Annotated in this window: 28 protein-coding genes; 1 reads left to right on the top strand and 27 read right to left on the bottom strand. The window is 70.4% G+C overall.

Annotated features, from left to right (window positions below; all coding sequences use genetic code 11):
- Nucleotides 1–284: 284 nt before the first annotated feature.
- The 27 genes from ABZ824_RS33045 to ABZ824_RS32915 form a co-directional block, all read right to left on the bottom strand.
- The gene (locus ABZ824_RS33045) at nt 285–701 is read right to left on the bottom strand and encodes a DUF4326 domain-containing protein (RefSeq protein ID WP_356967992.1); all 417 of its coding nucleotides are present in this window, start codon (nt 699–701) and stop codon (nt 285–287) included.
- Nucleotides 702–799: 98 nt separating this feature from the next.
- Nucleotides 800–1,195, bottom strand: a complete 396-nt coding sequence (locus ABZ824_RS33040; protein ID WP_356967990.1) for a hypothetical protein — start codon at nt 1,193–1,195, stop codon at nt 800–802.
- Between the two features lie 99 nt (nt 1,196–1,294).
- Nucleotides 1,295–2,899, bottom strand: coding sequence for a hypothetical protein (locus tag ABZ824_RS33035; RefSeq protein WP_356967988.1), 1,605 nt, complete (start codon nt 2,897–2,899; stop codon nt 1,295–1,297).
- A 372-nt stretch (nt 2,900–3,271) separates the two neighbouring features.
- Nucleotides 3,272–3,664, bottom strand: a complete 393-nt coding sequence (locus ABZ824_RS33030) for a hypothetical protein (protein WP_356967986.1) — start codon at nt 3,662–3,664, stop codon at nt 3,272–3,274.
- Between the two features lie 151 nt (nt 3,665–3,815).
- Entirely contained in the window at nt 3,816–4,244 is a 429-nt protein-coding gene (locus ABZ824_RS33025) for a hypothetical protein (RefSeq protein WP_356967985.1), read from the bottom strand.
- Between the two features lie 19 nt (nt 4,245–4,263).
- Nucleotides 4,264–4,782 carry a hypothetical protein gene (locus ABZ824_RS33020; RefSeq protein WP_356967983.1) on the bottom strand — a complete coding sequence of 173 codons (519 nt, stop codon included), beginning with the start codon at nt 4,780–4,782 and terminating at the stop codon, nt 4,264–4,266.
- Nucleotides 4,783–4,866: 84 nt separating this feature from the next.
- Nucleotides 4,867–5,076, bottom strand: coding sequence for a hypothetical protein (locus tag ABZ824_RS33015; protein ID WP_356967981.1), 210 nt, complete (start codon nt 5,074–5,076; stop codon nt 4,867–4,869).
- A gap of 136 nt (nt 5,077–5,212) precedes the next feature.
- Nucleotides 5,213–5,740, bottom strand: coding sequence for a single-stranded DNA-binding protein (locus ABZ824_RS33010; protein ID WP_280185884.1), 528 nt, complete (start codon nt 5,738–5,740; stop codon nt 5,213–5,215).
- A 54-nt stretch (nt 5,741–5,794) separates the two neighbouring features.
- Nucleotides 5,795–6,778: a DNA-processing protein DprA gene (locus ABZ824_RS33005; RefSeq protein ID WP_280185883.1), complete on the bottom strand. Its 984-nt coding sequence runs from the start codon at nt 6,776–6,778 to the stop codon at nt 5,795–5,797.
- Between the two features lie 542 nt (nt 6,779–7,320).
- Nucleotides 7,321–7,755, bottom strand: a complete 435-nt coding sequence (locus tag ABZ824_RS33000; protein WP_356967978.1) for a hypothetical protein — start codon at nt 7,753–7,755, stop codon at nt 7,321–7,323.
- Nucleotides 7,752–8,519 (bottom strand): hypothetical protein, encoded by a 768-nt coding sequence (locus ABZ824_RS32995; RefSeq protein WP_356967976.1) that lies wholly within the window; start codon nt 8,517–8,519, stop codon nt 7,752–7,754. The genes ABZ824_RS33000 and ABZ824_RS32995 overlap by 4 nt, the downstream gene beginning before the upstream one ends.
- Nucleotides 8,520–8,550: 31 nt before the next feature.
- A complete protein-coding gene (locus ABZ824_RS32990; RefSeq protein WP_356967974.1) occupies nt 8,551–9,423 on the bottom strand; it encodes a bifunctional DNA primase/polymerase in 873 nt (290 codons plus the stop codon).
- Entirely contained in the window at nt 9,420–9,755 is a 336-nt protein-coding gene (locus ABZ824_RS32985) for a hypothetical protein (RefSeq protein WP_356967972.1), read from the bottom strand. Before ABZ824_RS32985 ends, ABZ824_RS32990 begins: the two co-directional genes overlap by 4 nt.
- Before the next feature lie 99 nt (nt 9,756–9,854).
- A complete protein-coding gene (locus ABZ824_RS32980; RefSeq protein ID WP_356967970.1) occupies nt 9,855–11,765 on the bottom strand; it encodes a ParB N-terminal domain-containing protein in 1,911 nt (636 codons plus the stop codon).
- Nucleotides 11,766–11,869: 104 nt separating this feature from the next.
- Complete coding sequence (locus tag ABZ824_RS32975) at nt 11,870–12,181, bottom strand: hypothetical protein (protein ID WP_356967968.1); 312 nt, start codon at nt 12,179–12,181, stop codon at nt 11,870–11,872.
- Between the two features lie 183 nt (nt 12,182–12,364).
- The gene (locus tag ABZ824_RS32970; RefSeq protein ID WP_356967966.1) at nt 12,365–12,583 is read right to left on the bottom strand and encodes a hypothetical protein; all 219 of its coding nucleotides are present in this window, start codon (nt 12,581–12,583) and stop codon (nt 12,365–12,367) included.
- A gap of 65 nt (nt 12,584–12,648) precedes the next feature.
- A complete protein-coding gene (locus tag ABZ824_RS32965; protein ID WP_356967965.1) occupies nt 12,649–13,887 on the bottom strand; it encodes a hypothetical protein in 1,239 nt (412 codons plus the stop codon).
- A 209-nt stretch (nt 13,888–14,096) separates the two neighbouring features.
- Nucleotides 14,097–14,525, bottom strand: a complete 429-nt coding sequence (locus ABZ824_RS32960; RefSeq protein ID WP_356967963.1) for a hypothetical protein — start codon at nt 14,523–14,525, stop codon at nt 14,097–14,099.
- A 46-nt stretch (nt 14,526–14,571) separates the two neighbouring features.
- Entirely contained in the window at nt 14,572–15,144 is a 573-nt protein-coding gene (locus tag ABZ824_RS32955) for a hypothetical protein (RefSeq protein ID WP_356967961.1), read from the bottom strand.
- Nucleotides 15,145–15,194: 50 nt separating this feature from the next.
- On the bottom strand, nt 15,195–16,016 hold the full coding sequence (locus tag ABZ824_RS32950; RefSeq protein ID WP_356967959.1) for a methyltransferase: 822 nt from the start codon (nt 16,014–16,016) through the stop codon (nt 15,195–15,197).
- A 121-nt stretch (nt 16,017–16,137) separates the two neighbouring features.
- Entirely contained in the window at nt 16,138–16,776 is a 639-nt protein-coding gene (locus ABZ824_RS32945) for a hypothetical protein (protein ID WP_356967957.1), read from the bottom strand.
- Nucleotides 16,777–16,921: 145 nt separating this feature from the next.
- Nucleotides 16,922–17,605: a hypothetical protein gene (locus tag ABZ824_RS32940; protein ID WP_356967955.1), complete on the bottom strand. Its 684-nt coding sequence runs from the start codon at nt 17,603–17,605 to the stop codon at nt 16,922–16,924.
- Nucleotides 17,602–18,591: a DNA-processing protein DprA gene (locus tag ABZ824_RS32935; RefSeq protein WP_356967953.1), complete on the bottom strand. Its 990-nt coding sequence runs from the start codon at nt 18,589–18,591 to the stop codon at nt 17,602–17,604. The genes ABZ824_RS32940 and ABZ824_RS32935 overlap by 4 nt, the downstream gene beginning before the upstream one ends.
- An 87-nt stretch (nt 18,592–18,678) precedes the next feature.
- On the bottom strand, nt 18,679–19,203 hold the full coding sequence (locus tag ABZ824_RS32930; RefSeq protein ID WP_356967951.1) for a hypothetical protein: 525 nt from the start codon (nt 19,201–19,203) through the stop codon (nt 18,679–18,681).
- A 175-nt stretch (nt 19,204–19,378) separates the two neighbouring features.
- Entirely contained in the window at nt 19,379–20,899 is a 1,521-nt protein-coding gene (locus tag ABZ824_RS32925) for an ATP-binding protein (RefSeq protein ID WP_356967949.1), read from the bottom strand.
- Nucleotides 20,900–21,185: 286 nt separating this feature from the next.
- Nucleotides 21,186–22,601 (bottom strand): DUF3560 domain-containing protein, encoded by a 1,416-nt coding sequence (locus ABZ824_RS32920; protein WP_356967947.1) that lies wholly within the window; start codon nt 22,599–22,601, stop codon nt 21,186–21,188.
- An 89-nt stretch (nt 22,602–22,690) separates the two neighbouring features.
- A complete protein-coding gene (locus ABZ824_RS32915; protein ID WP_356967945.1) occupies nt 22,691–23,431 on the bottom strand; it encodes a hypothetical protein in 741 nt (246 codons plus the stop codon).
- A gap of 224 nt (nt 23,432–23,655) precedes the next feature.
- Between ABZ824_RS32915 and ABZ824_RS32910 the strand changes: the two genes are divergently transcribed.
- On the top strand, nt 23,656–24,300 hold the full coding sequence (locus ABZ824_RS32910; protein WP_356967943.1) for a hypothetical protein: 645 nt from the start codon (nt 23,656–23,658) through the stop codon (nt 24,298–24,300).
- Nucleotides 24,301–24,399 lie beyond the last annotated feature (99 nt).

The following is a 24,399-nucleotide window of genomic DNA, read 5'->3' as shown; positions in this document are numbered from 1 at the left end:
AATCCCAGGATGAGACCGGATCGTTATCGAAATCTGCTGGTGGAGGGTCCTGGATGCAAGAGGTGTGCTTGACAAAAAGAATGGGGATGAAGGGGGTGGATGAGTGTATGGATGGTGGGAGGTGGATGGTCAGGTGGGCTTGTGGATGGCTGGGGACGGATTGGGAAGCGGTGTGCGGGTGATCGGTGAGTGCGTAGGGACTGGGGCGGGTAGGAACCGGAACGGGTGACCCGGTTCCTACCGTGATCACAGCTGTCGGGTGCCCGACGGTCGGGCGGGCACGCTCACCGGTGCTGCCGGGTCCGGACCGCCGCGAGCGGGTCGAGGGCGGGATCGAGGGTCAGGGCGGTGAGGGTGTGGCCGTGGCAGGGTTTGGGCGCGCACCAGCAGCCGAGCACCCGGCGGGCGAGTTCGCCGCGACGCAGGCGGGCGAGGAGGTCGGGTTGGTCGGCGAGGTGGCGGGCGTGAGCGGCGAGCACGTCGTCGCGGTTGCCGTCGCGTCCGAGGACGAAGGGGTTGCCCCAACTGCTGGTGCGATCGATGGGCACGAACAGGTCGTGGCGGCGTGCCCACTCGATCAGGTGCGCGTGTCCGGCGGCGGCGCGCATCGACACCACGACCGAGCGGCCGGTGGCCAGGGTCTGGTGCAGCTCGGTGATCGTGAGGTGCGCGGGGTCACTCGGCGGCGCGGGATGAGTCATGGCGTAGTGGTCCTTCCGGTCAGGGTGGTCGAATGGCGGGTGCGGTCCCTCGGTCCGTGCATCGCGAGCGGGAACGGACGGTCGCGGCGCGGTGCCGGTCAGCCCGGTGGGGCGGGGACGCGGGTCCATCCGCGGGACTGACACGTGTAGTGGCGGTCGTCGAGTCCGACGACGTCGCCGACCGACAGTGACCGGAGTCGCATGCCGTACCAGGTGTCGGTGTGGATCTGGTCGTCGTCGTGTTCGGGGTGGTCGTTGAAGGCGGCGAAGACGCGCTCGAGCAGAGCCTGGTCGGTGTCGGCGGCCGGGTCGACGCTCAGTGTGTAGGTGTAGGCCAGCATCACGGATGCGTCGGGCCGGTACCCGGTCAGCAGGACGGTCGGGTCGGTGTTGAGGTAGACCCGCACCCGGACCTCGGTCGGGCGGCGGGGTGCGAGCGGGGCGTCGCGCAGCGCCGCCAGGGCGCGGCGCGCTCGGTTCGGGAGTCGATGCACGGTGGGTGCTCCTGTCGGATCGGGAGTGGTGGACCGGTCCGCCGCAGGGGTCGACACCGCGGCGGACCGGCGAACGGGAGGAAACCGAGCAGGGGCGGGTCAGGCCACCGCTGCGGTGCGGCGGGTGGCGGGTACGAGTCCGAGGCCGATGCGGCAGTCGGTGCAGTAGTTGTCGGCGTGGACGATGCCGTTTCGGGCGCAGGCGTCGCAGCGTCCGATGCGCTGCCCGGCACCGAGCGCGGACCCGCCCCGGCGCGGCCGTCGCGCGGCGGTAGGACGGGGTGCGCGTTCGGGCTGTTCGAGGTTCGTCGCCATCCACCGGGTGATCAGCCGCCAGGTCGGTCCGGTGTTCGCCGCGGCGGCCCGCACCCGATCCAGCAACGCGCGCACCTGGGCGGGATGAGCGGCGGCGATGTAGGCGCAGCGGGATTCGACGAAGGTCTGCATCTCGAACCCGGCGGGCAGGGCGGGGATGCCGGGGTGGCCGTCGGCGCGGCAGACATCGCAGAGCCCGTCGTCGCTGACGATCACTCCGTGGCGGGTGTGGAAGGGGCGGCGGTCGCCGGAGGGCCGGTCGATCCAGCAGCCCACGCACGGCCACCCGAGATACGGGGTCATCGCAGCGAGGTCGTAGTCCAACCCTGAGCCCTGCCAGGTGGACTCGCGGACGTCGAGTTCGCTGTAGGGCAGATACTCGTCACGGTCGCTGGGGACCGCGAGCCCGGTCCTGCGGGCGGCGAAGCGGGACTGGTCGGCCGGAGTGATCCGCGGCGGGAACTGCGGGCGGGTGCGTCGGGCACGTGCGCCGCGCGCCCAGGCCGAAGGCTTGGGCTCGGTGTCGTGCTCGCGCAGGAACTCCCGTGCCGCGTCTTCGAGCCCGGCGTGACGGCGCTCGGGCGCGATGTGGCGTTCGGGCAGCTCGGGGGCGAGGAGATGGCGGTCGGCTTCGGTGTAGCACTCGGCGACGTGCAGGAAGTACGAGCGGTCCCACAATTCGGCCTGCACGTGCGCCCACAGCTGCCCGGCCTTCTTCCGGGGCTCGGGAACCGGCGGGGTGCGGTCGTCGTCGACGGCGGTGTCGATCGTGTACAACCGCTGCGCCGCATAGCCCGCGTATTCACGGTGGCGGCGCTCGGCGACGGCCAGGTCCCGGCCGCGGTGGCGCAGGCTCACCAGCCCGGTGGTGGGTGCGGGGATGCGGGCGCGGCGGGCGGCGACCTTCTCGGGCTGGTAGCGGGCGGCGTCGGTCGCCGCAGACGGGGTGGCGGTGTCGCGGTCGCGGTAGCGGCGGTCGCGGATGGAGCGACGCACCCATTCGGCCGCCTCGATCGAGGTCTCGGACTGCTGGGGCAGCTCGGGCCGGTACAGACCCGGGTCACCCTCGGCGGTGTGCTCGACGATCATCGACCGCAGCTCGGGGCGGGACTTGGCCATCCACCCCAGCTGACGCGCCGCGGTCTTCCACGGCGAGCGGGTCAGCATCTCGGCGGCGCGATCGAGGAAGGCACGCTCGGCCGGGGACGCGAGAGCCAGCACGGCGGTGAAGCGTTCCCGCGCGGCGTCGGGATCGGTGTCGAGGAGGTATTCGATCTCTCCGAGCGCGGCGGCGAACGGGGACACGGTCTGCACGGGATCGGTGACAACGTCGGTAACGGTCTCGGTGACAGAGTCGGTGGTTTCGGGTGCGTTCAACGTGGCGGTCATCACTGGGTTCCTGTTCTGTCGTCTGGAAACAGCTCGGCCCCGCGCCGGACGCACGCACACGCGTACGTAACCCCGGCACGGGGCTGGGCGGCTGGTCGTCTGACCCGCCTGAGTGCGGCCGACCAGGGTGGGAGCCCGACGCGGCGGAGGGAACGCGCCGAAACGGGCGGCGCTGAATTCGCTGCGCCCAATCACTCGGCCGCCGGGTACGAGACAGCCGGCGCGCCGGGCGAATTCGGTGACGGCCGGGCGCGGGCCCGCAGCCGTGGCGGGATCACGCCCTGGTAGCACTCAGCAAGGCGGGGCAGACGGCCAGCCGCCCAGCCCTCACCAACCGCCACACCCGCCCGCTCACGTGCCCAGCACCAGGCATCAGGTGTGCGGGTCATCGGGGAGGTCGATGGCCGCCCACGCCTGTTGCCAGGCGGCGGTGAAGCTGGTGCCGTTCTCGGCGGCGCTGATGCCCTCGTCGTGGGACTGTGTCGCGTCGTAGATGACGACGGTCCAGCTGTCGATGTCGCTGCGCCGGGCAGCGAGTCCGGCGTCGATGCTGGTGATCAGGACGTAGAGGGTGCCGCTCGGGTCGATGATCGGCCCGGCGTCGGCTTCGATGGCCACGAACGCGAAGGCGGGCATTCCGCCGGTGTCGACGACGCGGGGATTGCCGCCGATCCCGGTCAGGAACTCGACTTCGGGACCGTGGGCGGCGAGCAGCGGTGCCGCGATGTATTCGGGCGCGGGAAAATTGGGTGAGTCGATGGACATTGCGCCTCCTGTCTGTCGCCGGGCCGGTGCACCCACCCCGCGAAGGCCCGGCGACAGTGCGCGTGAGTTCGAGCCGGGTTGGGTGGGGGTCTCGCGAGCGCGTGCCGCGGCGACCTCGCGTGTCGCGGTCGGTGGCTGTGCCGGGTAGAAGTCAGTGCTGCGTGGCGGATTCGAGCGGGTCCACCGATTCGATGAACCGCAGCGGCACCAGCACCGCAGCGAGTCCGAGGCGGGCGTGAGTGCGGACGACGATGTGACGGTGACCGACCGCCAGGACGTGGACACGGTGGCAATGCCCGCCGCGGGTCGTGATCGTGGCCCCGGTCGCTGTACGGCGCAGCCGGTGCAACTCGACCGCGATCAACGCGAGCCGACCAGGCCCACTGTCTGCGCCGTCCGCTCCGGGTTCGTCCGGTTCGGTGTCGGTGATGACGGTGAGGCGTCGGGCTATGACCCGGCGCAGGCGACGGATCCCTTCCCACGGGCTGGCCTCACCGGCGAGGGCATCGAGACGGTCGAGCAGATGGCGCAGGAACCGGATCTGGATCGCGGCCGTCTCACGCGGGTCATCGGCGCTCACTGCACACCCCGCTCCCCGGTCAGGCCACCAACCGGCCGTGCGCGCCGGTACTGGTGCCGGTCACCGTCTCGAAACCGGGGTGGCGGGCCGGTCGGCGGCGGGCGCGGGTTGCGATCGCTTCGCTGGTGGTGCGCACCGCGTCGGTGGCCGGGCTCGGTTCGGCGTACAGGCGCAGGTCGTAGCAGTCCTCGCGGACCGGGCGGCGCACCCAGCCGCGGAACTCGACCTCGACCGGGACCTCGACCACCTCGACGCCGGTGGCTGGGCGCGACCGGTGGTCGAGAGCCTGGGTGTCGGCGGTGCCGAGCCGGGCTGCGGCAAGGGCGAGGACCCTGGACAGGGCGGCGTCGGGTGAATGGGCGTGACCGCGGTAGAGCAGCCCCAGCCACGCCCAGTCCTCGGGCGCCAACTCGGCCAGCGCCGCAGCCATCGCGGCGCGCGCTCGCGTGGGCGCGCGCTCGGCGACCGCGATCAACGCGGACGCCGCCGCTGTCGACGCGGTGACCGCGGGCGCTTCGGTAGGGACTGGCTCGCTCATCTGGGGATCTCCTGGTCCGGGTGAGACAGCGGTGGATCCACACCACTCGCGTGGATCCACCGCTGTCGAGAGGGTGGGTTCGATTCAGGGCTGTTCTTCGCGCATCTGCGACTCGCGGCAGATCCGCTGCCAGGTGCGCACGAGTCGATCACCGGGCCGCAGGGCCGCGACGGCCTCTGCGCGGTCGCTGGACTCGCACCACAGCTGCCCGTCGGGGCCGAGCACGCTGTACCAGCGGGTCGGCTCCCAGTCACCGTGGTCGCGGGTGTCGGTCGAGTTCTCGGGATTGTGCACGCGGTGGTCGACCTTTCGACAGTGGATCGGCGCACGCGGGCGGGGCGCGCGGGATGCGAGAAGGGCGCGCGATCGCTTCCGCGAGCGCCGCTGACGCCGGGCGCGCGCGGAGGTCGGAGTCGGCCGGGACGGGTTTCTAGAACGAGGGCTCCTCGCCTCCGCCGAATCCGCCGCCGAACCCTCCGCCGAATCCGCTACCGGTGGTGGCCCAGGGATCGTCGTCGCCGCTGCGGTTGCCGGTTGCCGCGCCGACGAGCTCGCGGGAGCGATCGCTGCTATCGTTCGTGTTGGTGTGGTTGGGCTTTCGTTTGGTGACCTTGGCGGTGGCGTAGCGCAGCGAGGGACCGACCTCGTCGACCTCGAGCTCGACGACGGTGCGTTTCTCGCCTTCGCGGGTCTGGTAGCTGCGCTGCTTGAGACGGCCGCTGACCAGAACACGCGCTCCGCGGGTCAGCGACTCCGCGGCGTTCTCGGCGGCCTCTCGCCAGAGGCTGCACCGCAGGAACAGCGCTTCGCTGTCCTTCCACTGGTTGGTGTTGCGGTCGAAATATCGCGGGGTGGATGCGACGGTGAAATTCGCGACCGCGATACCAGCGGGCGTGAATTTCAGTTCTACGTCCGCCGTGAGATTCCCTATCACGGTGATGACGGTGTCTCCGGCCATAGCAGTTCTCCTCGAAGTTCGATGATCAACAGGGACAGATGAATTCGCGCGGGATCAGCGCACGGGTGCGGCTCCGAGCCGGTCGTGTTCGGTGTCGGTACGCGGCTGGTCGCCGCGCTGGTGGCGGGGTTCGGGGTCGGCGGTTTCGTTGAGCGCGGTGAGCACGTCGGTGACCGAGTGCGCGGGGCGGGCGTGGCCGTCGCCGATGAGCTGGTGACAGCCAAGCGACGTCGAGAGGGGGCCGGGCACAGCCAGCACCGGGCGGTGCAGCCGCCGCGCCCACCGCGCGGTGGACAGGGTGCCTGAGCGCAGCCCGGCCTCGGGGATCACCAGCTGCCGCGACATCGCCGCGACCAGTCGATTGCGCGCCAGCAACCGCGCACGGTCGACACCCTCGCGCGGCGGGTATTCCGACACGATCGCGCCGGTCTCGGCGACGGCGTCGAACACCTCGGCGTGCGCGGTGGGATAGACGCGGTCGATCCCGGCCGCGGACACGAGCGTGGTCGGCGCGCCGTGGTCGAGGGCGGCTTGGTGGGCGAGCACGTCCACGCCGAAAGCGCCGCCGCTGACCATGTGCACACCCCGCACCGCCAACGCGCCCGCGATCTCGGCGGTGATGCGGGCACCGCGCGGCGAGACCGCCCGCGTACCGATGACACCGACGCGGGTCAGCACCGAGACCGGGTCGATGGTGCCGCGTACCCAGACCGCCACCGGCGCGTCCAGATACCGGTCGTCGGGGGAGTCGAGGTCGTCGAATCCCAGTCCGGTCCAAGCGGGATCGTGGGGGGTGAGCAACCACGCCCCGATGTCGGTGGCGCGGTCGAGATCGCGGGCGGCCAGCTCGGCCACCGACAACCTCGAACCGGGTCCGGCCGGGAGCGCGCCGATCCGGTCGGCGGCCTCCTCGATGTCGGTGGCGGCCGAGCGAGTGGCCGCGAGCGCGCGGGCAGTGGTGGCCGGGGTGAGCGCGGCGCGGGCCAGGATCGCCCACGCCCGCAGCCGTGTATCGGAGACCGTGGCGATCGTGTGCATGGCAATGCTCCTCGAAAGTGGTGGTGCCGGGCCGGTTGCCGGGGCGAGAGAATCGCGGCCTGCCTGGGCACCGGAGTCGGGTGTCGCAGGGTTGGTCAGCCGGGTGCGATGGTGATGCCGGTGAGGGTGTGCAGGGCGTGGCGCCAGTCGGCGAAGCGGGTGTTTAGGTGTTGGTCGGGGATCCGGTGTCTGCAGTCACCTCCGGCGTAGCCCCCCACCCGCCGCAATCGTGGGTGACCGCAGCCAGACACAGCTCGCCGTCCCAGACCCGGACTTCGCTCGCGTCCGTCTCGCCGGCCGGGTCCGCGGTGAGATCGTCATCGCCGCGACAGAACTGGAGACGCAGGCCCGCACCGGCCGTCGCGACGGTGGGTACCGGCGATCGCGAGACCGGTTCGGCGGTCGAGGGATTCGGGGTGGGATCGAGCATGCGGGTACCCCAGACTCCGGTGGTCGAGGGCAGCGGTGGACGAACGAACCGACACTGGCGGGGGCACCTGGCCGGACTCGCCCGCCCGTGTCGTATTCCGTGGTGCCGGATCTCAGGAGGGGCCGGTGTCGGAGAGTTCGACGGAGAAGGTGTTCGGGTAGACGGTGATGACGAGCCAGGCCGCAGTGTCGGGTCCGCGCAGCGTGTCGATGAACGCGGCCCCGTCCTCGCCGAAAGACTCCGTCAGCGGCAGGTATTCGACGAAGTCGTCACCCAGCGGCGGGCCGTGATGCCAGTGGGTGCCGTATCCGTGGCCGTGGGCGTAGACGACATGCATCTTGCTGTCCGGGGGATCGGCCTCGGTGCGGGCTTGGCGGGGCAGACCGTTGCTGGCCAGATAGATGCCGTCGTCTTTGACCCAGATCAGCGACGGCGACCCCACGCCGGTGTTGTCGAAGGGCGGAAGCGAGTGTTCGGCGGCGGCCATGGCGTGCTCGGCGAGGTCGAGTACGTCGGCGCGGGGAAACCACAGTTTGGCGCAGGTCATCGCGGTGAGGTGTCCTTCCTGGTGGTGCCGGTATCGGTGGCCGGTGCCGCGGCGGATCGCTGGACCAGGCATCGCCAGATGCGCGCGCGGCTGCGGGTGGCGGGGGTGAGCGCGGTGAGCAGTGCCGGGTCCAGCCCGCGGTAATAGTCACTGCCCTCGATCTCGTGGCGGTGGGCCAGTTCGACCCGGACCCGGTCGCCGGACCCGCCGCTGCGGGCGAGGCGGTAGAGCAGCTGATGCGCGGTGACCTCGCCGGTGGTGTCGGCGATCGCGGCGGTCAACACCGTGTCCCAGCTGGTCGTGGCCCAGGCCGCGACCGTGTCGGCGGCCGGGGTGCGATCGCTGCGGAGCAACCGCTGCCCCTCGGGCAGGTGCTCGCGCAGATACGTCAGCGCGAAGGCGTCGATATCGGTGTCGGCGGGCACGGTGACCGCGACCGCGCGTGGTCCGGTGAGCCGATAGCGCGAAGCGAGCCGGTCCTCGGCCTCGACCCCGTCGAGCCAGTGCCTGCGGTCTCGGCCGAGCACGTATTCACCGCCGGGCGGGTCGTCGAAGGCGTCGATCAACTCGGCGCGGCAGGCCGGACTGCTGGCTTCGGCCAGGGTGGCGTCGCGGAAATCGCGCCAGTCGTCCCATTCCCAGCCGTGACCGGCATCGATCACCACAGATCGGCAGTCGGCGACGACGCCGTCGACATACACCGACACCCAGGTCTGGGCGGACGGGTCACGGACCACCACGACTTCCACGTTCGGATCCGGCATGATGTCTCTCCTTCCAGCTGCGGTCGATGGGTCATCGGCGCAGGTAGCGGGGGCGGGAGCGGGAGTAGCGCAGCCCGTTGGCGATAGTGCGATCCGCCTCGCTGCTGGTGAAGCCCTCGACCCCGACGTGCACCGCGGCGGCGTCCGCGAGCACGGTGCGGGCGTGGTGTTCGCTGATCTCGTCGGCGGCCACCAGCCGTCCCAGCACGAGCGCGGACCGGAACAGGGTGTGGTTGCGCAGATGGACTCGTGCGCTGGCGACGCGGTGGGCTTCCCCGGCGAGGATGGCCGCGAGGTAGGCGTCGGGATGCGTCGCACCCGCGCAGGACCGAATCGTGGGCGCGGGTGGTGGCGGGGTGAGCAGAACGACGAGCTCGGCAGGCAGTTCGGCGACCGGATGCTCGGCGGCGACGATGTAGTCGCCGTGGCGGGTCCGTGATCCGGGCGCGATGACGTAGCCGCCGTGCCCGCGGGTGTCGATCCCGTCCCCGAGACGGCCGATGCTGCACGGCAACCGCGGCGTCTGCGGGGCCCGGTAGTAGAGATGCCAGCCGTGCGGGGTCGCCACCGTCCACGTCACCGGCACCGGCGCGCTCGAGCGTGCGTCGAGCCGGGTCATGGCGTCGGCGAATCCGGTGGCGGGCGGGCTCATATGGCGGGGGTCGAGGTCGATCACGCACAACCCGGCAGGGCCGGTCGCGATCGCCACGTTGCGGGCCGGGTCCTGATCCCACCACCGGTTGATGCGGGCCGGGTCGGTGGAGGCGTGGTCGGGCCAGCGTTTGAACACCGGCGGCTTCTTTGCGCCGGGCCGGATCGGGAACACCGGCCACCCGCGCGCCGCGATGTCGAGAGCGAATGCCCGCAGATCCACGACGTCGGCCTGCGCCGACGTGGCGGTCACCACCGCGGTCCCACGTGGCGGGCGGTGCGGGCGATCCACACTGCGGTGGCGTGCAACTCGCGCACGCGTGCACAGACCGCCTCGAGGGTGGCAGGCGGGTCGGGGTCGGCGGGCAGGCGCGGGTAGTCGAGATGGTCGGCGCGCAGCAGTAGATGCCAGGACAAGCTCATCTGGTCGAACACGCGCACGGTGGCGCGGAAGCCGCCGTCGGCCTCGACGGTGACGGTGATGTCGGCGGGCTGGGCGTCGACCAGGCACAGGCTGCGGGCGCGATAGCCGTTGTCGTCGGTCCGGGCCAGGGCCTCGATGGCGGGTTCGTCGGGGGTGCGCACAACTGACTCCTTCGGAGAAGGCCGGAGAAGGCCGGGACGCGGCCCCGGTGCGCCCGAAACTCCTCCGGGCGCACCGGGACCGCGGGGATGCCGAGACGGTCAGGCCGCGTCGGGCAGGTCCTGCTCGTTGGCCTCGGTCTCCTCGTCCGCGTTGAGATCAACGACGCCATCGGCCCTGGTGTCGCCGGGTTCGCCGGTGGCGGTGGGGTTGTCGATGTCGATGTCGACGGCCTTGATCTCGCCGAGGGCGGCGAGTTCGACCGGGACCAGCGGGTAGCCGAGTTCGCGCAGGAAGCTCAGGTAGCGGCGTACGGCGGATTCGGTGTAGCGCCACAGGTCCTTGTCGGCGCGGTGCTCGTAGCCACCCAGCACCAGCGCGAGCGCGATGACCTGGGCGCGGGCGGGTTTGGTGGTGTCGAGGGTGGCGAGCATGTCGAGGCGGGACCGGTAGCCCTCGATGCCCAGCAGCTTGAGCGCGGAGTCGAAGGCGTGGTATTCGCCGGTCAGTCCCGGATCGGCCAGCAGGGACCGGGTCATGAACAACGCGGCTTGGGTAGGCGGGGTCTTGCGGGCCAGCAGCCGGGTGACGAACTCGATACGGGTCGCCTTGGCGGCCAGACCGAGCTTGTTGAGTTCGCGGACCCGCCGCCGCGCGGCCCGCTCGATCTCGGCCGCCTGCGCCGCCGCTTCGGCTGCCGCTTCGGCGGCGGCGCGCCGATCCGCGGCGACCTGCTCCTGATCGACCTGACCGAAACGGGTACCGCGCTCGCCGAGGTGCTCGCCCTCACCGACCTCACCGGCAGCGGTGTCGGTGTCGTCTGCGTTGTCGGGCTCGGTGTCGACGCGTTCGCGCAACCCTGTCGCATCCAACAGGTCGCGGGGCAGGAAGTACTCGCACAGCAGCTGGTCGCGCTGCTCGACTTCGCGCGCGTGGCGCAACCCCTCGGCGGGCTCGGCGTCGGGCTGATCGCGGGTATCCCAGTCCACGGTGTCGGGGTCGACGATATGGCCGGACTCGATTTCGACCCACACCTGTTCCTCGGCGATCTCGAACCACGCCAGCCACGCTGCGGGGTGGGCTCGGATGTGCTCGAATTCGACGGCGTTGCCGTCCGCGTCGACGAGTTCGCCCGCGCACAACAGTCCCATCTCGGCGTCATCGAGGTCGGGGTAGTCGGTGAGGATCCCGAGCCCGGCCTGGGCATACGGGAGGGCGTCGGCGAGGTAGGCGCGGCGTTCGGCGCGATCGGCGGCGATCCGGTTGGCTTCGTAGTCGAACACCCCGCTGCGGACGTTGAGCAACCGCCGTACGGCGTCGAGGTCGCCGACGTTCTCGTATTCGGCGATGACCGCGGCGTGGGTCAGGTCGTACTGGTCGTCGTCGATCAGAGTGCGCGCGGTGGGCGAGGTACCGACCTTGCCAACGAGTTTGATCTCGTCGCGTTTGGTCTGCAACGCCTTCGCGACGCGGGTGACCGAGGCGCCGAGGTCGAGCATCGCCGCGATCCCGGCGGCGCGGTCGCTGTTGGTGAGCGGGATGCGGCGGTCGTTGAGGGTGATCTGTTCGGTGATGCGCTCGATCTCGGCCTCGTTGGTGTCCACGCTCGGGTCGAAATCGCGGATGTAGACCGGCACCTCTGGCAGTTCGTAGGCCAGCGCGGTCAGGGTTCGGACCTGCCCGTCGCGCACCACCAGACGGCCGTCGGGCATCCGGATCACCAGGATCGGGTCCCGGACCCCGTGTTCGCGGATCGACTCGGTGACTTCCGGGTGATCCTCGAGCTGGAAGGTCTCGCGCACGTTCTTGTCGATCTCGAGCAGGGCGGGATTCACGGTCGGGCCGGTGCACAACCGGTCAAGGGACCCGGGTGCCTCGTCGGTGTCGGCTTCGCCGGGGTCCGAGCTGCGGTGTTCGGTGTCGGTGGGGGCGGGACCGGGTGCCGGGTCGACGGCGGGGGCATGCTCGGCGATGTCGGTGTCGGTGGTGGGCGTGTCGGTGTCGGTGGGCATCGAGATGGGCTCCTATCTTGAAAGAGGCAGGGACCGGCCAGCTTTGGACTGGCTGGTCCCTGCCTCGTGGGATGGGACTTCGATGGATGGGGCGAAAGCGCGGGCTAACCGCTCGCGGGCTTGGTGAGGTTCGGGGGCTCGCCGTCGATGACGATGTCGAGGTCGTCGCGGGCGATGGCGATCTCGGCATCGATGCCGCCGTGTTTGTGGTGCACGTCGCGGTAGCAGGCGCGGCACACGACCCCGGATATCGAATCGGCGCTGCCCTTGCCGCTGGCGTGACAGCACGGTGTCAGCACCGCCGTGTGGTGAGTGGCGAATCTGATGACGACACAGCCTTCGGCGTCGAGGCCGAGGATGTTCTCGACAGCGTCGAAACCCGCGGGCAGTCGCAGTTCTCGCTTCTTCTTCGTCATGGGCAGATGTCCTTCCAGGGGTCGGAGGGGTTCTGTCGGCGCGAAGCAACACGAGATCGCGGTCGCCGGGCGATGTCGGTGACCGTGTGGCCGGTGGCGAGCTCGGGGGACACCGGAACGGCCAGCGGTCCCGGGCCTGCCGATGTCGCTACCGACCGCGTGCGGGCGCTCGGGACAGGGGTGCTACTTCTTGGGGCGGGGGGCGACGTTGATCGGGCGCAGGTACCGGGCGCCGTGCGGGGATTCGGGGTCGGTGTAGCCCCAGTGCTTGGCTTTCCAGTCCGGGTACTGCTCGCGCCAGCGGTCCACGGTGTCGGGGCCCAGCGCGGTCACAGCGCCGGCGGCGCCGAAGTGCTCGGCGGTGTCGAATTCGGCGCGGGTCAGGGTGGTGGTCTCGGCCATGGGCACAACTCCTTCGAAAAGCAGGGACAGGGATATCGAGCGGGAGAGTGGTCCTCGGGTGCGGGTCAGACGAGGGTCATCGCGGTGAGGGCGAGGTCGTCGAGGTCGTCGGCGCGGTCGGGGTCGGAGATGGTCTGGGAGTAGCTGGTGACCGCGTTGGCGATCCCGGCGGCGGTGCGCTGTCCCCCGGCGATGAAGTGCGACAAAATCCCCGAGCGCTCGTCCTCGGTGAACCCGAGCTTCTTCGACACGACCTCGAGGGTGCGGTCGGGCTGGGTCACCGGGGTACCGGCGTGGCGCTCGAGTTCTTCGACCCGGGCGGTCAGGAACTCCGGCGACATCCACTCCGAGACCTTGTCGCGGGTCTCGGCGGTGATCACCGCGAGCCTTTTACGCTGGGTGTCTTGCGACCACGAGCGGGTGCCGCCGATTTCGAGGCGGTCCCCGACGTGGCGTTTGGTGAACGCGAACAACGGCAGCGTGAGTCCGTTGCCGCAGATCTGCACCACCAGCTCCGGCTTCAACGTGACCGCGTGGTGGCCGATCTCGGAGTTGGAGAACCGCAACCCGGCGAACACCACCGGCTCCGAACCGGGCCGGTAGCCGCGGCCCTCGCGCGCGGCCAGCCGCCGCCCGGTCTCGATCTGCCCGGCCACACGACGGCGCTCGGCCTCGAGGTCGGGGTTGGCGAACGGGGTCCGATAGTTCTCCAGGAACGTCGGCGCGAGGGTGCGGATCTTCGGCGAATACACCTTGCAGTGCATCGAGGACTCCGACAGATCGCAGGAGCGCACCGTGACGTCGGTGTCGGCCAGGCGGATACCGTCGAGCACCGCGGTGAGCACGTCGAGGTTGTCGATGATCCCGTAGCGGTCCGACAGCACCGCCCGCAACACCCCCGGCTCACCGGGCGTGGAGGAGGTGAACAGGCGCAGCAGGAACGAGCGCTCGTCCGGCCCGCCGGGCAGGCGCGGATCGGTCGGGCCGTGCAGCAGGCCGTTGACGTTGGCGTCGTAGAGATCGGTGCGCTGTATCTCCCGCAGCGACTTCAGGTACCCGGCGGGGATCTTCAGCTTCGACCCCAGATGCGAATCCGCGGCACCGGTCGGCCGATACAGGCCATCGACAGGGGTGACGCCGCGGTCGTCGAGGACCGGCTCCACACCCGACAGCTGCAACAGCCCGTCGCAGGCGCGCAGCGCCGACGCGGGGGCCAGGACGTCGAGTTTGGCGGCCTGCTGATCGTTGAGCAGACCGACGAGGTCTCCCAACTCGGCGTGACGCACACACGAGGCGATCGACATGACGGTGTATTCCTCTCTGGGACAGGCGGATACGACGCGACACCCACCGGGTGCAGCGGGTGTCGCGTGCAGGAAGGGGCGTAAGGGCAGTTGCAGGGATCACAGACAGCACGGGCCGACTCGACCGCCTCGCCATAGGCGAAGGCGTCGGGCGTGTGAGGTTGCTCGATCGCGGTGACCTGCGTGCGCCTCGGGCTGGTGAGTGCGGTTCAGGTGTCAGGGGTGAGCGGGTCGGCCTCGGCCGCGACGTCGAAGACGAGGTTGCCGATCTGTTGGATGAGTTCTTCGACGGCGTCGAGCTGTTCGGAGGTGAGGCCGGGAATCCGCACGATCGCGGTGGTGCCGAAGGAATCCTTGTCCTGCCGGCCCGCCTCGGCGTCGGCCTCGGTGTCGAAGGCATGCAGGTAGAACTCTCTGCTCGCGCCGCCCTGCTGGATGTAGACGAAGGATGTCTTCGGAGCCGCAGCACCCGCGAGCCATGCGGACAGGCGCCGGATCGGGTGCAGAATGTGATGCGCCCGGTCCTGCGGGTCGCACTCGTCGTAGTCGCGTTCCTCCCCGATCTCCGCATAGGCCAGGACCGCACGCAGGTCCGCCAGCACCGCAGGCGTGAGGGTCAGGTCGGTGTCGAGCATCATTGAAACTCCTCGGGTGGCTGCGATCAGCAGTACGGATCGGCGCGGGTCAGTTCCGCTGGCGCAGGGTCTGCACGAGCGCCCAGGCCGCATCGGCCTCGGCGCGGGCGGCGGCCAGACGCCGGTAGCCGCGCTGCTGGAGCACGTCGATGGTCCCGAGAGCGGTGGCTGCGTCTTGGCGGCGCGCATCGGCGCAGAAGTGGCGATGGCGGGCGGCACGGTCGTCGGTGAGGAACTCGGCGGTGATCTCGATGACGGTGTCGGACATCAGTTCCCGCAGGTCCGCATCGGCGGTGGTGAGAGGATGGCCCAGTTCGAGGTGCAGGCGTCCGGGCTCGCCCAGGCACACCGCCGCCGCGGCCCCGCGGCCGGGCTCTCCGGGGACGAAGCGGGCCAGCACCCGCGGGTTGCCCAGGGGCTCGCCGTGGGCGCGCAGGCCGAAGAACCGCACGATCACCATCGACCGGCGTTCGGGGATGCCGTCGACCAGGACGGTGTGTTCGCCCATGTCGGTGAACACCGTCCCGGTCAGGGGTGCCTCGTCGGTGCGGAACAGCGTGTAGGAGGCCCCGTAATCGGTGGAGTTCGTGTCGGTGCTGAGGCTGAAACCTGGTGTGGGCATGACGAATCCGGGCTCCTGTCCAATCGGCGGGTACGAGGGGTGGCGGTTTTTCAGCTGGCGCGGGTGGCCCGGTCCCACGGCGCCACCACGGCACCGGCGCGTGCTCGGCGGCGGCGCGCGAGGGCGGTGTCACCGAACTCGGTGGTGACGATCTCGGTGCGCGGGGCGGGGTGATGCCAGTACGGGTCGTGGAAGGCGGTGTTGACACTGCATCCGGGCTCGAGGGCGATGCCGGTGCCGGAGGAGAAACGCTTGTATTCGGCGTCGCCCTGCCCTTCGAGCATCTCCTGGCTTCCGCTGTAGTGGAAAGGCGCCGAGGTCTGCGGCACCAGAAAAACGCCGTGGCGGGCCAGGTGCGAGGCGAGTGCGATGACGTGGTATTCGAAGCGGGGTCCGCGGTAGCCGGGGGCGTTGCCGGTACGGGGGCGGGGGCCGAAGGGCGGGTTGGCGATCGCGGTGTCGAACAATCGCCACCGCTGCCGCCCCACCTCGAACACATCGGCGCAGACCCAGGTGGCCTCCGGAACCAGCTTCATCCCGACCGCCACGAACTCGGGATCCGATTCCACGCATACGATTTCGCGCGCGGGCAGCCCACGAGCCTGCTCAAGGGGGTTGCGGCAGGCGAAGGCGAGCGCGCCGATCCCGGCGCACAGGTCGATCACCCGATTGCCGACCACGTCCAGGGACATGCAGTCGGCCAGATCCGTCGGGGTGAAGAACGTGCCCTCGACGGGGCGGGCCTGGCTGGCCGATTCCTGGTAGTGGGTGAGGACGAAGCGTTTCTCTTCTTCGTCCAGGTCGCGGCGTAGACCGGCCAACCCGAGCGCTTCGCGATGCGCGGTGGCCTCGGCACGAGTAAGTCTGCCCATGAGAGATCAACCTCCGAACACAGGAAAGACGCCGCACCTGAGCCGGGTCCGGCGAAAAGGGGAATGGATGAGGAAACGGAGCCGGCCCTGACCGGAATGCGCTCAGGCGGCGGGCCGAGGTTCAGGTCCGCGCGGTGGGTGGCGCGGACTCGCCGGGTGCGTGCAGGATCTCGAATTCACGCAGGGCCCACCCAGGGGCCGCACGCAGTTCGCGGCTGTCGATCTCCACGCCGGAGTCGGTGATCCGAGCGCGCCGCCAGAGGGTCGGGGAGCACACCAGGACCTGCTGCACGGCGCCGATGCCGTGGCCGTAGGTGTAGGCGCGGTCCAGGCGTATGACCGCGCCGACCGTCCGGCGGGCGGTGGCGAGGGCGCGGTGGTGGCGGAGCGCGTCGGCCCGCCACTGGCAGGCGTCGGGATGGTCAGTGGGGGTGAGCGCGTCGAGCACGCGGCGGGTGACGCCGTGGTGATCGCCGGGGCCTTCGGTCTCGTGCAGGTGCTTGACGACGATCTCGGACACACCGCCGCGGTGGTGGCGCTGGTAGAGCAGCACGTGCGCCGACACCGTCACTGGTGTGGTGGTGTCGGCGATCGCGGCGTAGAGGGCATAGGACCAGCCGCCGTGGCGGCGGCCGGTGCCCAGCGCGGCGCGGCAGTGCGCGACCAGCATGTGCCCGGTGGGCAGGTTCTGGCGCAGGTTGTCCAGAACGAAGCGGTGGGTGTCGGTATCCACCGGCACCCGGAACCCGGTCGAACCCATGCGATCTCCTCGCAAGTGGGCGCCCGCGGGCGCGGGGTGGTCAGGAGGTGGTCTGGGATGAAGTCGCTCAGCCGTTGTTCGGCGGCATCGACGAGGTCTGCGAGCAACGGGTCGATGCCTTCGTTCGTGCGCGATGCCACCGGGGTCAGCGGTTGTCGTCGCCGAGGTACGGAGCGTGCTCCTCGACCTCGCCGTGGTCGAGGACTGCCCGGAGTTGCCGGACCCGGGCGGGACCAAGGTTGTGGGCGATGCGCATTCCTGGCGACGCCGGGCACGCCGCAGCGGATTCGAGCTGCTCGCCCGATAGGGATTCGAGCCAGGTCAGGACTGCCCGCAGATCGGTGAGGGTGACGACGGTGACGCCCTCGACCTGGTCGAGATCGTCGGTGTTCTCCGGTGTCACGGTCACGACGTAGCGGAATTCGGTGCGCGCCGCCGCCGCGACAACGGTGGCGATGGTGTCCGGCGGGCCAGCGGCGCGCAGGCGGCCGTCGAGGCCGAGTTCGGCGAGAAACAGGACGTGGTCGAGGAGCCCGCGCCAGGGCGGGTCGACGGCGAGCTGGTGGACGGTGACCGCGACCGCCAGATCGTGGTGGGGCCGGTGGCCGATGCCGCCGACGCGGTAGAGGCGAAACTCCTCGCCCGGATATTCGGCGTCGCTGTTGACCAGCCCGGCACGAACTCTGTGGCGGGTCTCGGGCGGGACCGGGTGCGCGGCCACGGAGGCTGCGACCGTGTCCAGCGCGGTGGTGGGAGTGGCGGCGAGCAGGGCCAGTTCGGTGCCGCCGTGGCGGGTGAGATTCGCTGTCCAGGCGAAGGTGTCGGTCACGCGGGTTCTCCGTTCGGTCGGTCCGGGGCGTCGTCGCCGGGAACCGATTCGGTGGTCAGATCACCGGCGAGCAGGTAGATGTCGCGGGGTGAGGCGAGTGGGGTGACGTCGTGGCCGGCGATGAGGTGGTTGCCGGGGCTGGAGGTCGGGGAGGTGATCGGCCCAGGCACGGCGTAGGTGTTGCGGCCCAGCCGCTGCGCCCACGTGATCGACACCTCGCTCCAGCACCGCCGATCGGCCTCGACCAGGACGGTGGCGCGGGTGAGCGCGGCCAGTAACCGGTGGGCCGCTCCCACTCGCTGCGGTCGCGGCGGGGTCCCGGGCGGGTATTCGCTGACCAGCACACCGGTGCCAGGTTGCGCAGAGCGCAGGTTGTGGTTGTGGTGGCGGTAGGCCAGGTCGGTGCCGCACGAGAGCACCGTCAGTGTCGGTGCCGGGATGTGGTGGGCGGTGGTGAGGGCGTGGGCGGGGATGCCGGGACCGCCTGTGGCGGCGACGGCCATGCCGCGGGCGGTGACCTCGGCGACGATGGCGGTGGTGGCCTCGATCCCATAGCCGGTCGGGCGTGGTGTCCCGGCGACCGCGACGGCGTCCTCGGCGATCTCCGGTAGCCGGGCGGTGCCCGACACCCATAAGGCGAGGGGACCGACGATGTATTCGGGTCCCCACCCGGGGGCGTGCAGTGCCGCCAGATGCGCGGTCGGCCATTCGGGGTCATCCGGGGTGATCAGTCGACCCCCGCCTGCGTAATGTACGACCAACTCGGCAGCGGCGCGGTCGGGATTCGCGCGGGCGACTACACCTGGATCCACCTCGGCCTCGGCGGTGCCGGTGGCCAGCGCGGTCGCCGCGTCTTCGACACCGAGCCGGTCGATCAACTGCCACACCGTTTTCGACGGTCCGCGCGCGGCGCGCGAGAGCAGCGCCCACGCGAGCCGCCGGGGCTCACGCACTGCTCCGAACGGGCAGTGCTCAGTGCTGTTCATGAGCGAATTCCGTTCTGCTGGTGGTTGAATCGGCCTGGCCGATCGGGGCGGTACTGCTGAGCGCATCGGCGCGGCCGGTGGTGGGTGTTATTCGCCGAAGGCGTTGAGGGGCCGGCCTGAGCGCCAGTTGGTCCAGGCGTCGGCGATATTGGGGCGCGACACACTCGCGGCCACGAGCACGGCGTAGGCGCGGGCGAAATCGACCGCGTCACCGGACCCGATCCCGGCCGCGTCACACCAGCCGCGCACATACCCGAGGGCCTCGGCGCACAGCCACCACGCTGTCCGGTTCCGTAACGCGGCGTCGCATTCCTCGAATCCCGGCACCCGCTCGACCGGGGACGGGGCGGGAGCGAGGTTGGCGGTGAGGTCGCCGGTGACCCGCCACGCGACCCACGCTTCCGCCAGGCCGGGGACGAAAACGTTGTCTTTGGTGAGGGATTCGGTGACTCGGTCGGCGTAGGCGGACGCGAACGCCTGGGCGGTGGCGGCTTCGGGGGTAAAGGGGTGTTGGATGTGCAGTGCACCCCAGACGAAGCCTTCGGCACGCGCGCGATCGTTGTCGATCCGGGCGCGGAGGCCGGTGTCGGCGGGCGAGGCGGGTGTGGACATGGGGGTGGCTCCTTCGAACGAACGACAACGCCGCTCTCGTCGGGAAAGGATGGCGGCGGGTTGACTGGGGCGACGGTGGACCTCGACGCACCCGGCAGGCCAGCTCGGTGACCACGAACCCACCGACCCGCACCCGGGGAATCGCCAGCGGGTTCGGGTGCGCGGTGGGCTGGAACTATGGTCTGCCGAATCCGTGCAGGTGCAGGGCTTCGACGATGTCGTGGGTGTTGGGATGATCGGCGCCGCGCAGGTCGGCGATGGTCACCGCGACCGCGAGGGTCCGGTCGGCGCTGTGGCGAGTGATCCGGCCCTCCCGCAGTGCTGCCTCGAGCGGAGCGGCCTCGGTCCGTGACAACGGAAAGTGTTGGCGCAGAAGCGATGAGGGGACGCGGGCGTTGGTGGTGTAGCCGTGCTCGCGCCACCGGGCCGCTGCCGCCGTACGGGCCGCGGTGACCCGGCGGCGCACCTCGGCGCTGGTTTCGCGGGAGTCCTCCCCGAACCCGCCACGGTCGTCGGGGTTGTCGCGGATGGTGATGTCGACCCGTTCGGCCAGGACCCGGTGCAGCCGCTCCCGGTGGCGGCGCTTGGCCGCTGGCGGGCAGGCACACGCGGCATCGCGGGCCGCATGGCACAGGCATTCCGCCGAGGTCAGTACCGCGAGGGTGTCGCAGGGCAGCCGCAGCAGGTTGTCGCGGTTGGCGACGACGACCTCACCGTCGTCCAGCGGTGACCGTAGCGCGTCGAGCGTGCGCTGGTGCAGGTCGGGATAGGACTCCAGGTGCAGCACGCCGAGGTGGGCGCGGGCCAGCGCGCCGGGACGTGCGGAGGCGGCGCTGCCCAGCAGTGCACGGGCACTGGAGGAATGGTGGACTTCGACGTAGGGGCGGGCGGTGATCGATGCCAGCGGACCCTCGGGCAGGGTGCCGGCCAGCGACGGGATCGCCCGGACCTCCAGCGACTCGGATTCGGTCAGCCGCGGCAGTAGTCCGGGCAGGCGTTGGGCGAGCGCGCCGAGCCCGGCGGCCGGTGGCCCGATCAGGCGCAGGTGGTGGCCCCCGGCAGCGGCGACCTCGAGCGCCCATCGCGCCCGGTAGTGACCACGCACATCGCTGAGGTCCACGCCGGTGAATTCCGGTGGTGCCGGGACGGCGGCGGGTACGTCCAGGGTGTGGTCGGCCCCGCCGAGCCAGGCCAGCACAGCGCCGAGATGATCGGCGCCGAGAATGGTCATCACCGGCACGAGGGCGGCCTCGGCGAGGCTTTCGCGCGGCACGATCACGAGGGTGCGTCCGTGGTCGCGGGCGGCCAGGACCGCGGGCAGGATCCCGCGCACGGGCCGCAGACGGCCGTCGGGGGCGAGTTCGCCGAGCAGTACGACCCCATCGAGGCGCGGTGCGGGGATCGTGGCGGGGGCGGTGGCGGCGAGTACCGCGACCGCCAGTGCGAGGTCGTGCATACCCTCGATGCCCGAGCCGACCGGCGGCGAGATCGTGAGCGTCACCCGGGCCTGCGGCCACCCCCACCCCCAGCCGCAGCTGGCGACCGCGGCGCGGACCCGGGCGATGCGCGCGTGCGGCTGGTCCTCGGACGGACCGGTCACGGTGAGCGAGGGCAGTCCCGGCGTGATCTCGGCCACGACCTCGCGCAGGTGCCCGGTGAGTCCGCGCACGATCATCGAACAGGCCACCGCGCCCATCACCGCCCTCCCTCATGTGGGGGGTCGACGGACAGGGGCAGACGACGGGTCGATACTGCGGCGTGACGGACAGGAGTGGAGGGCATGGTGGTCTCCGTTCTCGGTGCGGGACATGGACGGGAAGCCGCAGGAGGGCAGGCCGACAGGGATCGGTCGAATGGCGGCCGAACGGGTCGGCGGCGCTGCCGCTGACGCCGGATGCTGTTGTGTGACAGCGGATTGCGCGAGCCACAACGGGATCGCGGGCGGTCGTTGGCCCGGTGTCGCCCGCAGGGGTGTCGGCGGGTCAGGCGGTGGGCAGGTAGGTGCGGGCCTCGACCAGGACACGGACCTGGTTGTGGACCTCCTCGGGCCAGCACACCGGCCCGGTGATCGCGAACTCGGTCACCGGGAGTTCGACCGGGTCACCGTGCACGCGCCCGGCCGGGCGGCGGCGCGCGCGCAGACGCAGCACACCCGGTTCGGTGATGGGCTCGGGCGGGGTGGCGAACCAGTGCGAAGGGTGCGCCCACACCGCGTCGTATTCGATGCCGTCGATGCGCCAGGACCAGTGCTCGGCCTGGAGGCCACGGTGGTAGTCGAGTTTCGTCTTCCCGCCCTTGCGTTTCGGGCGCGGCGGGAGGCTGTTGGTGTCGAGGTCGGCGAAGATGTCGGGGAACCGTTCGTGGGCCTGGGCATCGGTCATGACGGCGGTGATCTCGTGGAAGCGCACGGTGTCATCGGTGGTGATCCACCGATGCCCAGTCATCTTCGCCGCGATCGTGTGCACTTCCAACGGGGACAGTGAAAAGTTCACCACCGACACCGATTTCGGATTCACTCGCGTGATCTGACGCCACGTCGCCCCGCGGGCGCGCACGAAGTCCCCGACCGTGAAATCGTCACGGCCCCAGCCCGGAGTCAAGCCTTGGTCGATCTGGGTTTGGCGGACCTGTTTCCAGTAGGCGATGTCCCGCTCGCGCTGGGTCATTCGGGCCAGCACGCGCGCCCGGTATTCGCCGGTGGCCGGGCCGGTGGTTTCGGTCTGATAGACGTTGCCGTCGCTGTCGAGGAACCGGCGGGTGTGTCCGTCGAGGGCGCGTTGATCGCCGCGCTGCTCGGCCTCGAGGGTATCGATCCGGTTGGCCACCGTCCGCGCAGAATTCCGGTGCTCGGTGGTGTGGGCGGCGGCCTCGGCGCGATGGTGGGCGCGGGTGGCGTCGCGGTCGGCTTCGACCGAGCGGCCCCACGCCTTCCACGACTTGTCGATGGCGTTGCGGTGGCGGCGTTCGGAATGGTGCCCGATCTTGACCGGCTCTCCGAACGGGGGCAAGGCGTTGTGGGCGCGCTGATGCGCGGCTTCCGCGGCGGCGGCTTTCGCGTCTTTGCGGGATGCCTTGTTCTGCAACGCATCGACTCGGTCAGCCTGTCGGAGGGCGCGGTCGGTCTCGGCGTCCTCGGTGGCGCGCACGCTGCGGTCGATGTCCACCTCGACGGTGTATCCGGCCTCACGCAACTTCTCGGCGGCGTAGTCGATGTGGTACTGCTTGGGCTGGCGATCGCGGGAGGACACCACGATCCAACAGCCCAGACTCCGCGCCCACCGCCAATGCCCGACCGCCTTGCGCACCGCGCACATGACCTCGTAGGTGCCGTCGTCGCGGACGGTGCCGGTCAACAGGGTGCCTTCCTCGGCGGTATGGGAAATCGTGAGTGCCGACAAGAGCGCCACATCCTTCCAAGAGTTGTCGACATGCGCATCTACGCATGCGTGAGGGTTGGGTTCGTCCGGCCGTTTTCTGTAGCCGCGGGTCAGTCGCGGCGGGGTGAGCTTTCGGGCAGCTGGTAGTCGTGGGCGCCGGTGCGGGTCAGTTCGTCGCGGGTGAAGTCGTCGACGGGTGCGCCGATCCACTCCGCGGTCAGGCCAGGTAGGGTGGCCTCGCCGAGCAACCACGACTCGAGGGTGTCGCCGACCTCGAACAACCTGCCGGTCGCTCGGTCGTCGACGCACAGGCGCGCGGTGTCACCGCAGCGCACGCGGATCAGCGACAGTCCGGTCGTTTCCTCGATCGCGGCGAACAAGCCACCGATCCGCTCGGAGGCCACCGAGACCAGCGGTGCCGGGCCTAGACGTGTGGTGAACGCGTCGGGGTCGGTGAGCGCGCGCAGTACCGCGGTGAGTTCGCGGCGGCGTCCGGCGAGGACGGCGAACACCACATCGCCGAGCGAGTCGCCGATACTCGAGTTCCGGACCGCGGCGCGCACCTTGGGCAGTTCGGTGCGGGTGAGGCTGCCGCCGACCATCGCCAGCAGATCCGCCACCGACACCACCGCCGCCTCGGGCGCAGCGCTCACGCCCGCCGGCTCGACAGCGGTGACCGACGGCGGTTCGATCTCGGTGTCGTCGTCGCATCCGCCGACCTCGAGATAGGCGCCGGTGAGAAGGTCGTCGTCGCCGACCTCCACCAGAGCGAGGCTACTTTCGTCGATACCGACGAAACCGGAGGTATCCAAACCCGACACCCACGCACGTAGTTCCGGGACGGAGATCATGAGCTTCCTGCCTTTGCTGTTGTCGGAAACAGAGTTCGTCGATTCGGTGACCGGGTCGCTCGGCAGCGTCGACCGCGACGAGCCAGAGGAGGCGACGCGACCGGGGGATCTGCGCTGCCGATGCTGGATGGCGTCGCCGTCGCGGTGTTCGAGGGAGCTGCTGCGGGCAGTGCGTGTCCTCTTCCGGTCATGGGCTGTCAGAGGCGACCCGTGATAGGTGGAGCATGCCGTTGGCGATCTCCACGATGTGTTCGAGGTGGAAACGGATTGCCGCAGCCGTCGAGAGTCCACTGTCGGGGAACAGTATTTCGCTGAATCCGGTGGTCACGGCGACGCTTTCCTGCCCACCGCTGTGGTTGCGCAACATGAGGCTGAAGCCGGGAAGCTGCGGGGTGTTGTCGTTGGTCGACGAGCATTTCCAGGCGAGGGTCGCCGGTGCGAACGTCGGCATTGCGCGCGGCGTAGAGCAGTGCCACCAGGTCGCCGGCGGGCTGCTCGTCGTGACTGCACGCGATGTTGCCCGCGATCCGATGCCCTTGCGCCGCGACCCAGCCCGCGAACGCGGCCTTGTCCAGAGCGAACGGGCACGGATCGTGATGGCCGATGACGAAGGCGGTCTCGGGAGAACCGCTCGCCGGTGCGTCGGCGGGCTCGTAATCGCTGAGCAGCTCGTGTGCACGGGCCAGCAGATCCTTCTGCTACGTACCGAGGACGTCGTGGGATCCCCGGTAGCGGCCCACAGCTCTGCGGCGGTCGCTACTAGGCACTCGATTTCCTCGGTGGTGAACCCGGTCCTGATCGGGTACATGGGCGGTCCCTTTCTGCTCTGCTGTGGCGATATCCGTGCTCGGCCGCCACACCAGCGGTGATCCGAGCGACGGTGCCGACACGGAGGGATGACGCAGCGACACCACCGGTCCGGTCAGTGGACCGCCGCGTGATCCGCACGGCGGGACGGCAGGACGGTC

It is taken from the genome of Nocardia sp. NPDC047038, assembly GCF_040644075.1.
GTDB lineage: Bacteria > Actinomycetota > Actinomycetes > Mycobacteriales > Mycobacteriaceae > Nocardia > Nocardia sichangensis.
This window is presented reverse-complemented; position numbering and strand designations above follow the sequence as displayed.

Coding starts and splice junctions, on each gene's coding strand:
- ABZ824_RS32935 (WP_356967953.1), bottom strand. CDS start 18,591: ATGAACAGCACTGAGCACTGCCCGTTCGGAGCAGTGCGTGAGCCCCGG.
- ABZ824_RS32925 (WP_356967949.1), bottom strand. CDS start 20,899: ATGGGCGCGGTGGCCTGTTCGATGATCGTGCGCGGACTCACCGGGCAC.
- ABZ824_RS32950 (WP_356967959.1), bottom strand. CDS start 16,016: ATGGGCAGACTTACTCGTGCCGAGGCCACCGCGCATCGCGAAGCGCTC.
- ABZ824_RS32970 (WP_356967966.1), bottom strand. CDS start 12,583: ATGGCCGAGACCACCACCCTGACCCGCGCCGAATTCGACACCGCCGAG.
- ABZ824_RS32910 (WP_356967943.1), top strand. CDS start 23,656: ATGCCGTTGGCGATCTCCACGATGTGTTCGAGGTGGAAACGGATTGCC.
- ABZ824_RS33030 (WP_356967986.1), bottom strand. CDS start 3,664: ATGTCCATCGACTCACCCAATTTTCCCGCGCCCGAATACATCGCGGCA.
- ABZ824_RS32980 (WP_356967970.1), bottom strand. CDS start 11,765: ATGCCCACCGACACCGACACGCCCACCACCGACACCGACATCGCCGAG.
- ABZ824_RS33035 (WP_356967988.1), bottom strand. CDS start 2,899: ATGACCGCCACGTTGAACGCACCCGAAACCACCGACTCTGTCACCGAG.
- ABZ824_RS32915 (WP_356967945.1), bottom strand. CDS start 23,431: ATGATCTCCGTCCCGGAACTACGTGCGTGGGTGTCGGGTTTGGATACC.
- ABZ824_RS32995 (WP_356967976.1), bottom strand. CDS start 8,519: ATGCCGGATCCGAACGTGGAAGTCGTGGTGGTCCGTGACCCGTCCGCC.
- ABZ824_RS32965 (WP_356967965.1), bottom strand. CDS start 13,887: ATGTCGATCGCCTCGTGTGTGCGTCACGCCGAGTTGGGAGACCTCGTC.
- ABZ824_RS32960 (WP_356967963.1), bottom strand. CDS start 14,525: ATGATGCTCGACACCGACCTGACCCTCACGCCTGCGGTGCTGGCGGAC.
- ABZ824_RS32955 (WP_356967961.1), bottom strand. CDS start 15,144: ATGCCCACACCAGGTTTCAGCCTCAGCACCGACACGAACTCCACCGAT.
- ABZ824_RS33000 (WP_356967978.1), bottom strand. CDS start 7,755: ATGACCTGCGCCAAACTGTGGTTTCCCCGCGCCGACGTACTCGACCTC.
- ABZ824_RS32930 (WP_356967951.1), bottom strand. CDS start 19,203: ATGTCCACACCCGCCTCGCCCGCCGACACCGGCCTCCGCGCCCGGATC.
- ABZ824_RS33005 (WP_280185883.1), bottom strand. CDS start 6,778: ATGCACACGATCGCCACGGTCTCCGATACACGGCTGCGGGCGTGGGCG.
- ABZ824_RS32945 (WP_356967957.1), bottom strand. CDS start 16,776: ATGGGTTCGACCGGGTTCCGGGTGCCGGTGGATACCGACACCCACCGC.
- ABZ824_RS33020 (WP_356967983.1), bottom strand. CDS start 4,782: ATGAGCGAGCCAGTCCCTACCGAAGCGCCCGCGGTCACCGCGTCGACA.
- ABZ824_RS33010 (WP_280185884.1), bottom strand. CDS start 5,740: ATGGCCGGAGACACCGTCATCACCGTGATAGGGAATCTCACGGCGGAC.
- ABZ824_RS33045 (WP_356967992.1), bottom strand. CDS start 701: ATGACTCATCCCGCGCCGCCGAGTGACCCCGCGCACCTCACGATCACC.
- ABZ824_RS32975 (WP_356967968.1), bottom strand. CDS start 12,181: ATGACGAAGAAGAAGCGAGAACTGCGACTGCCCGCGGGTTTCGACGCT.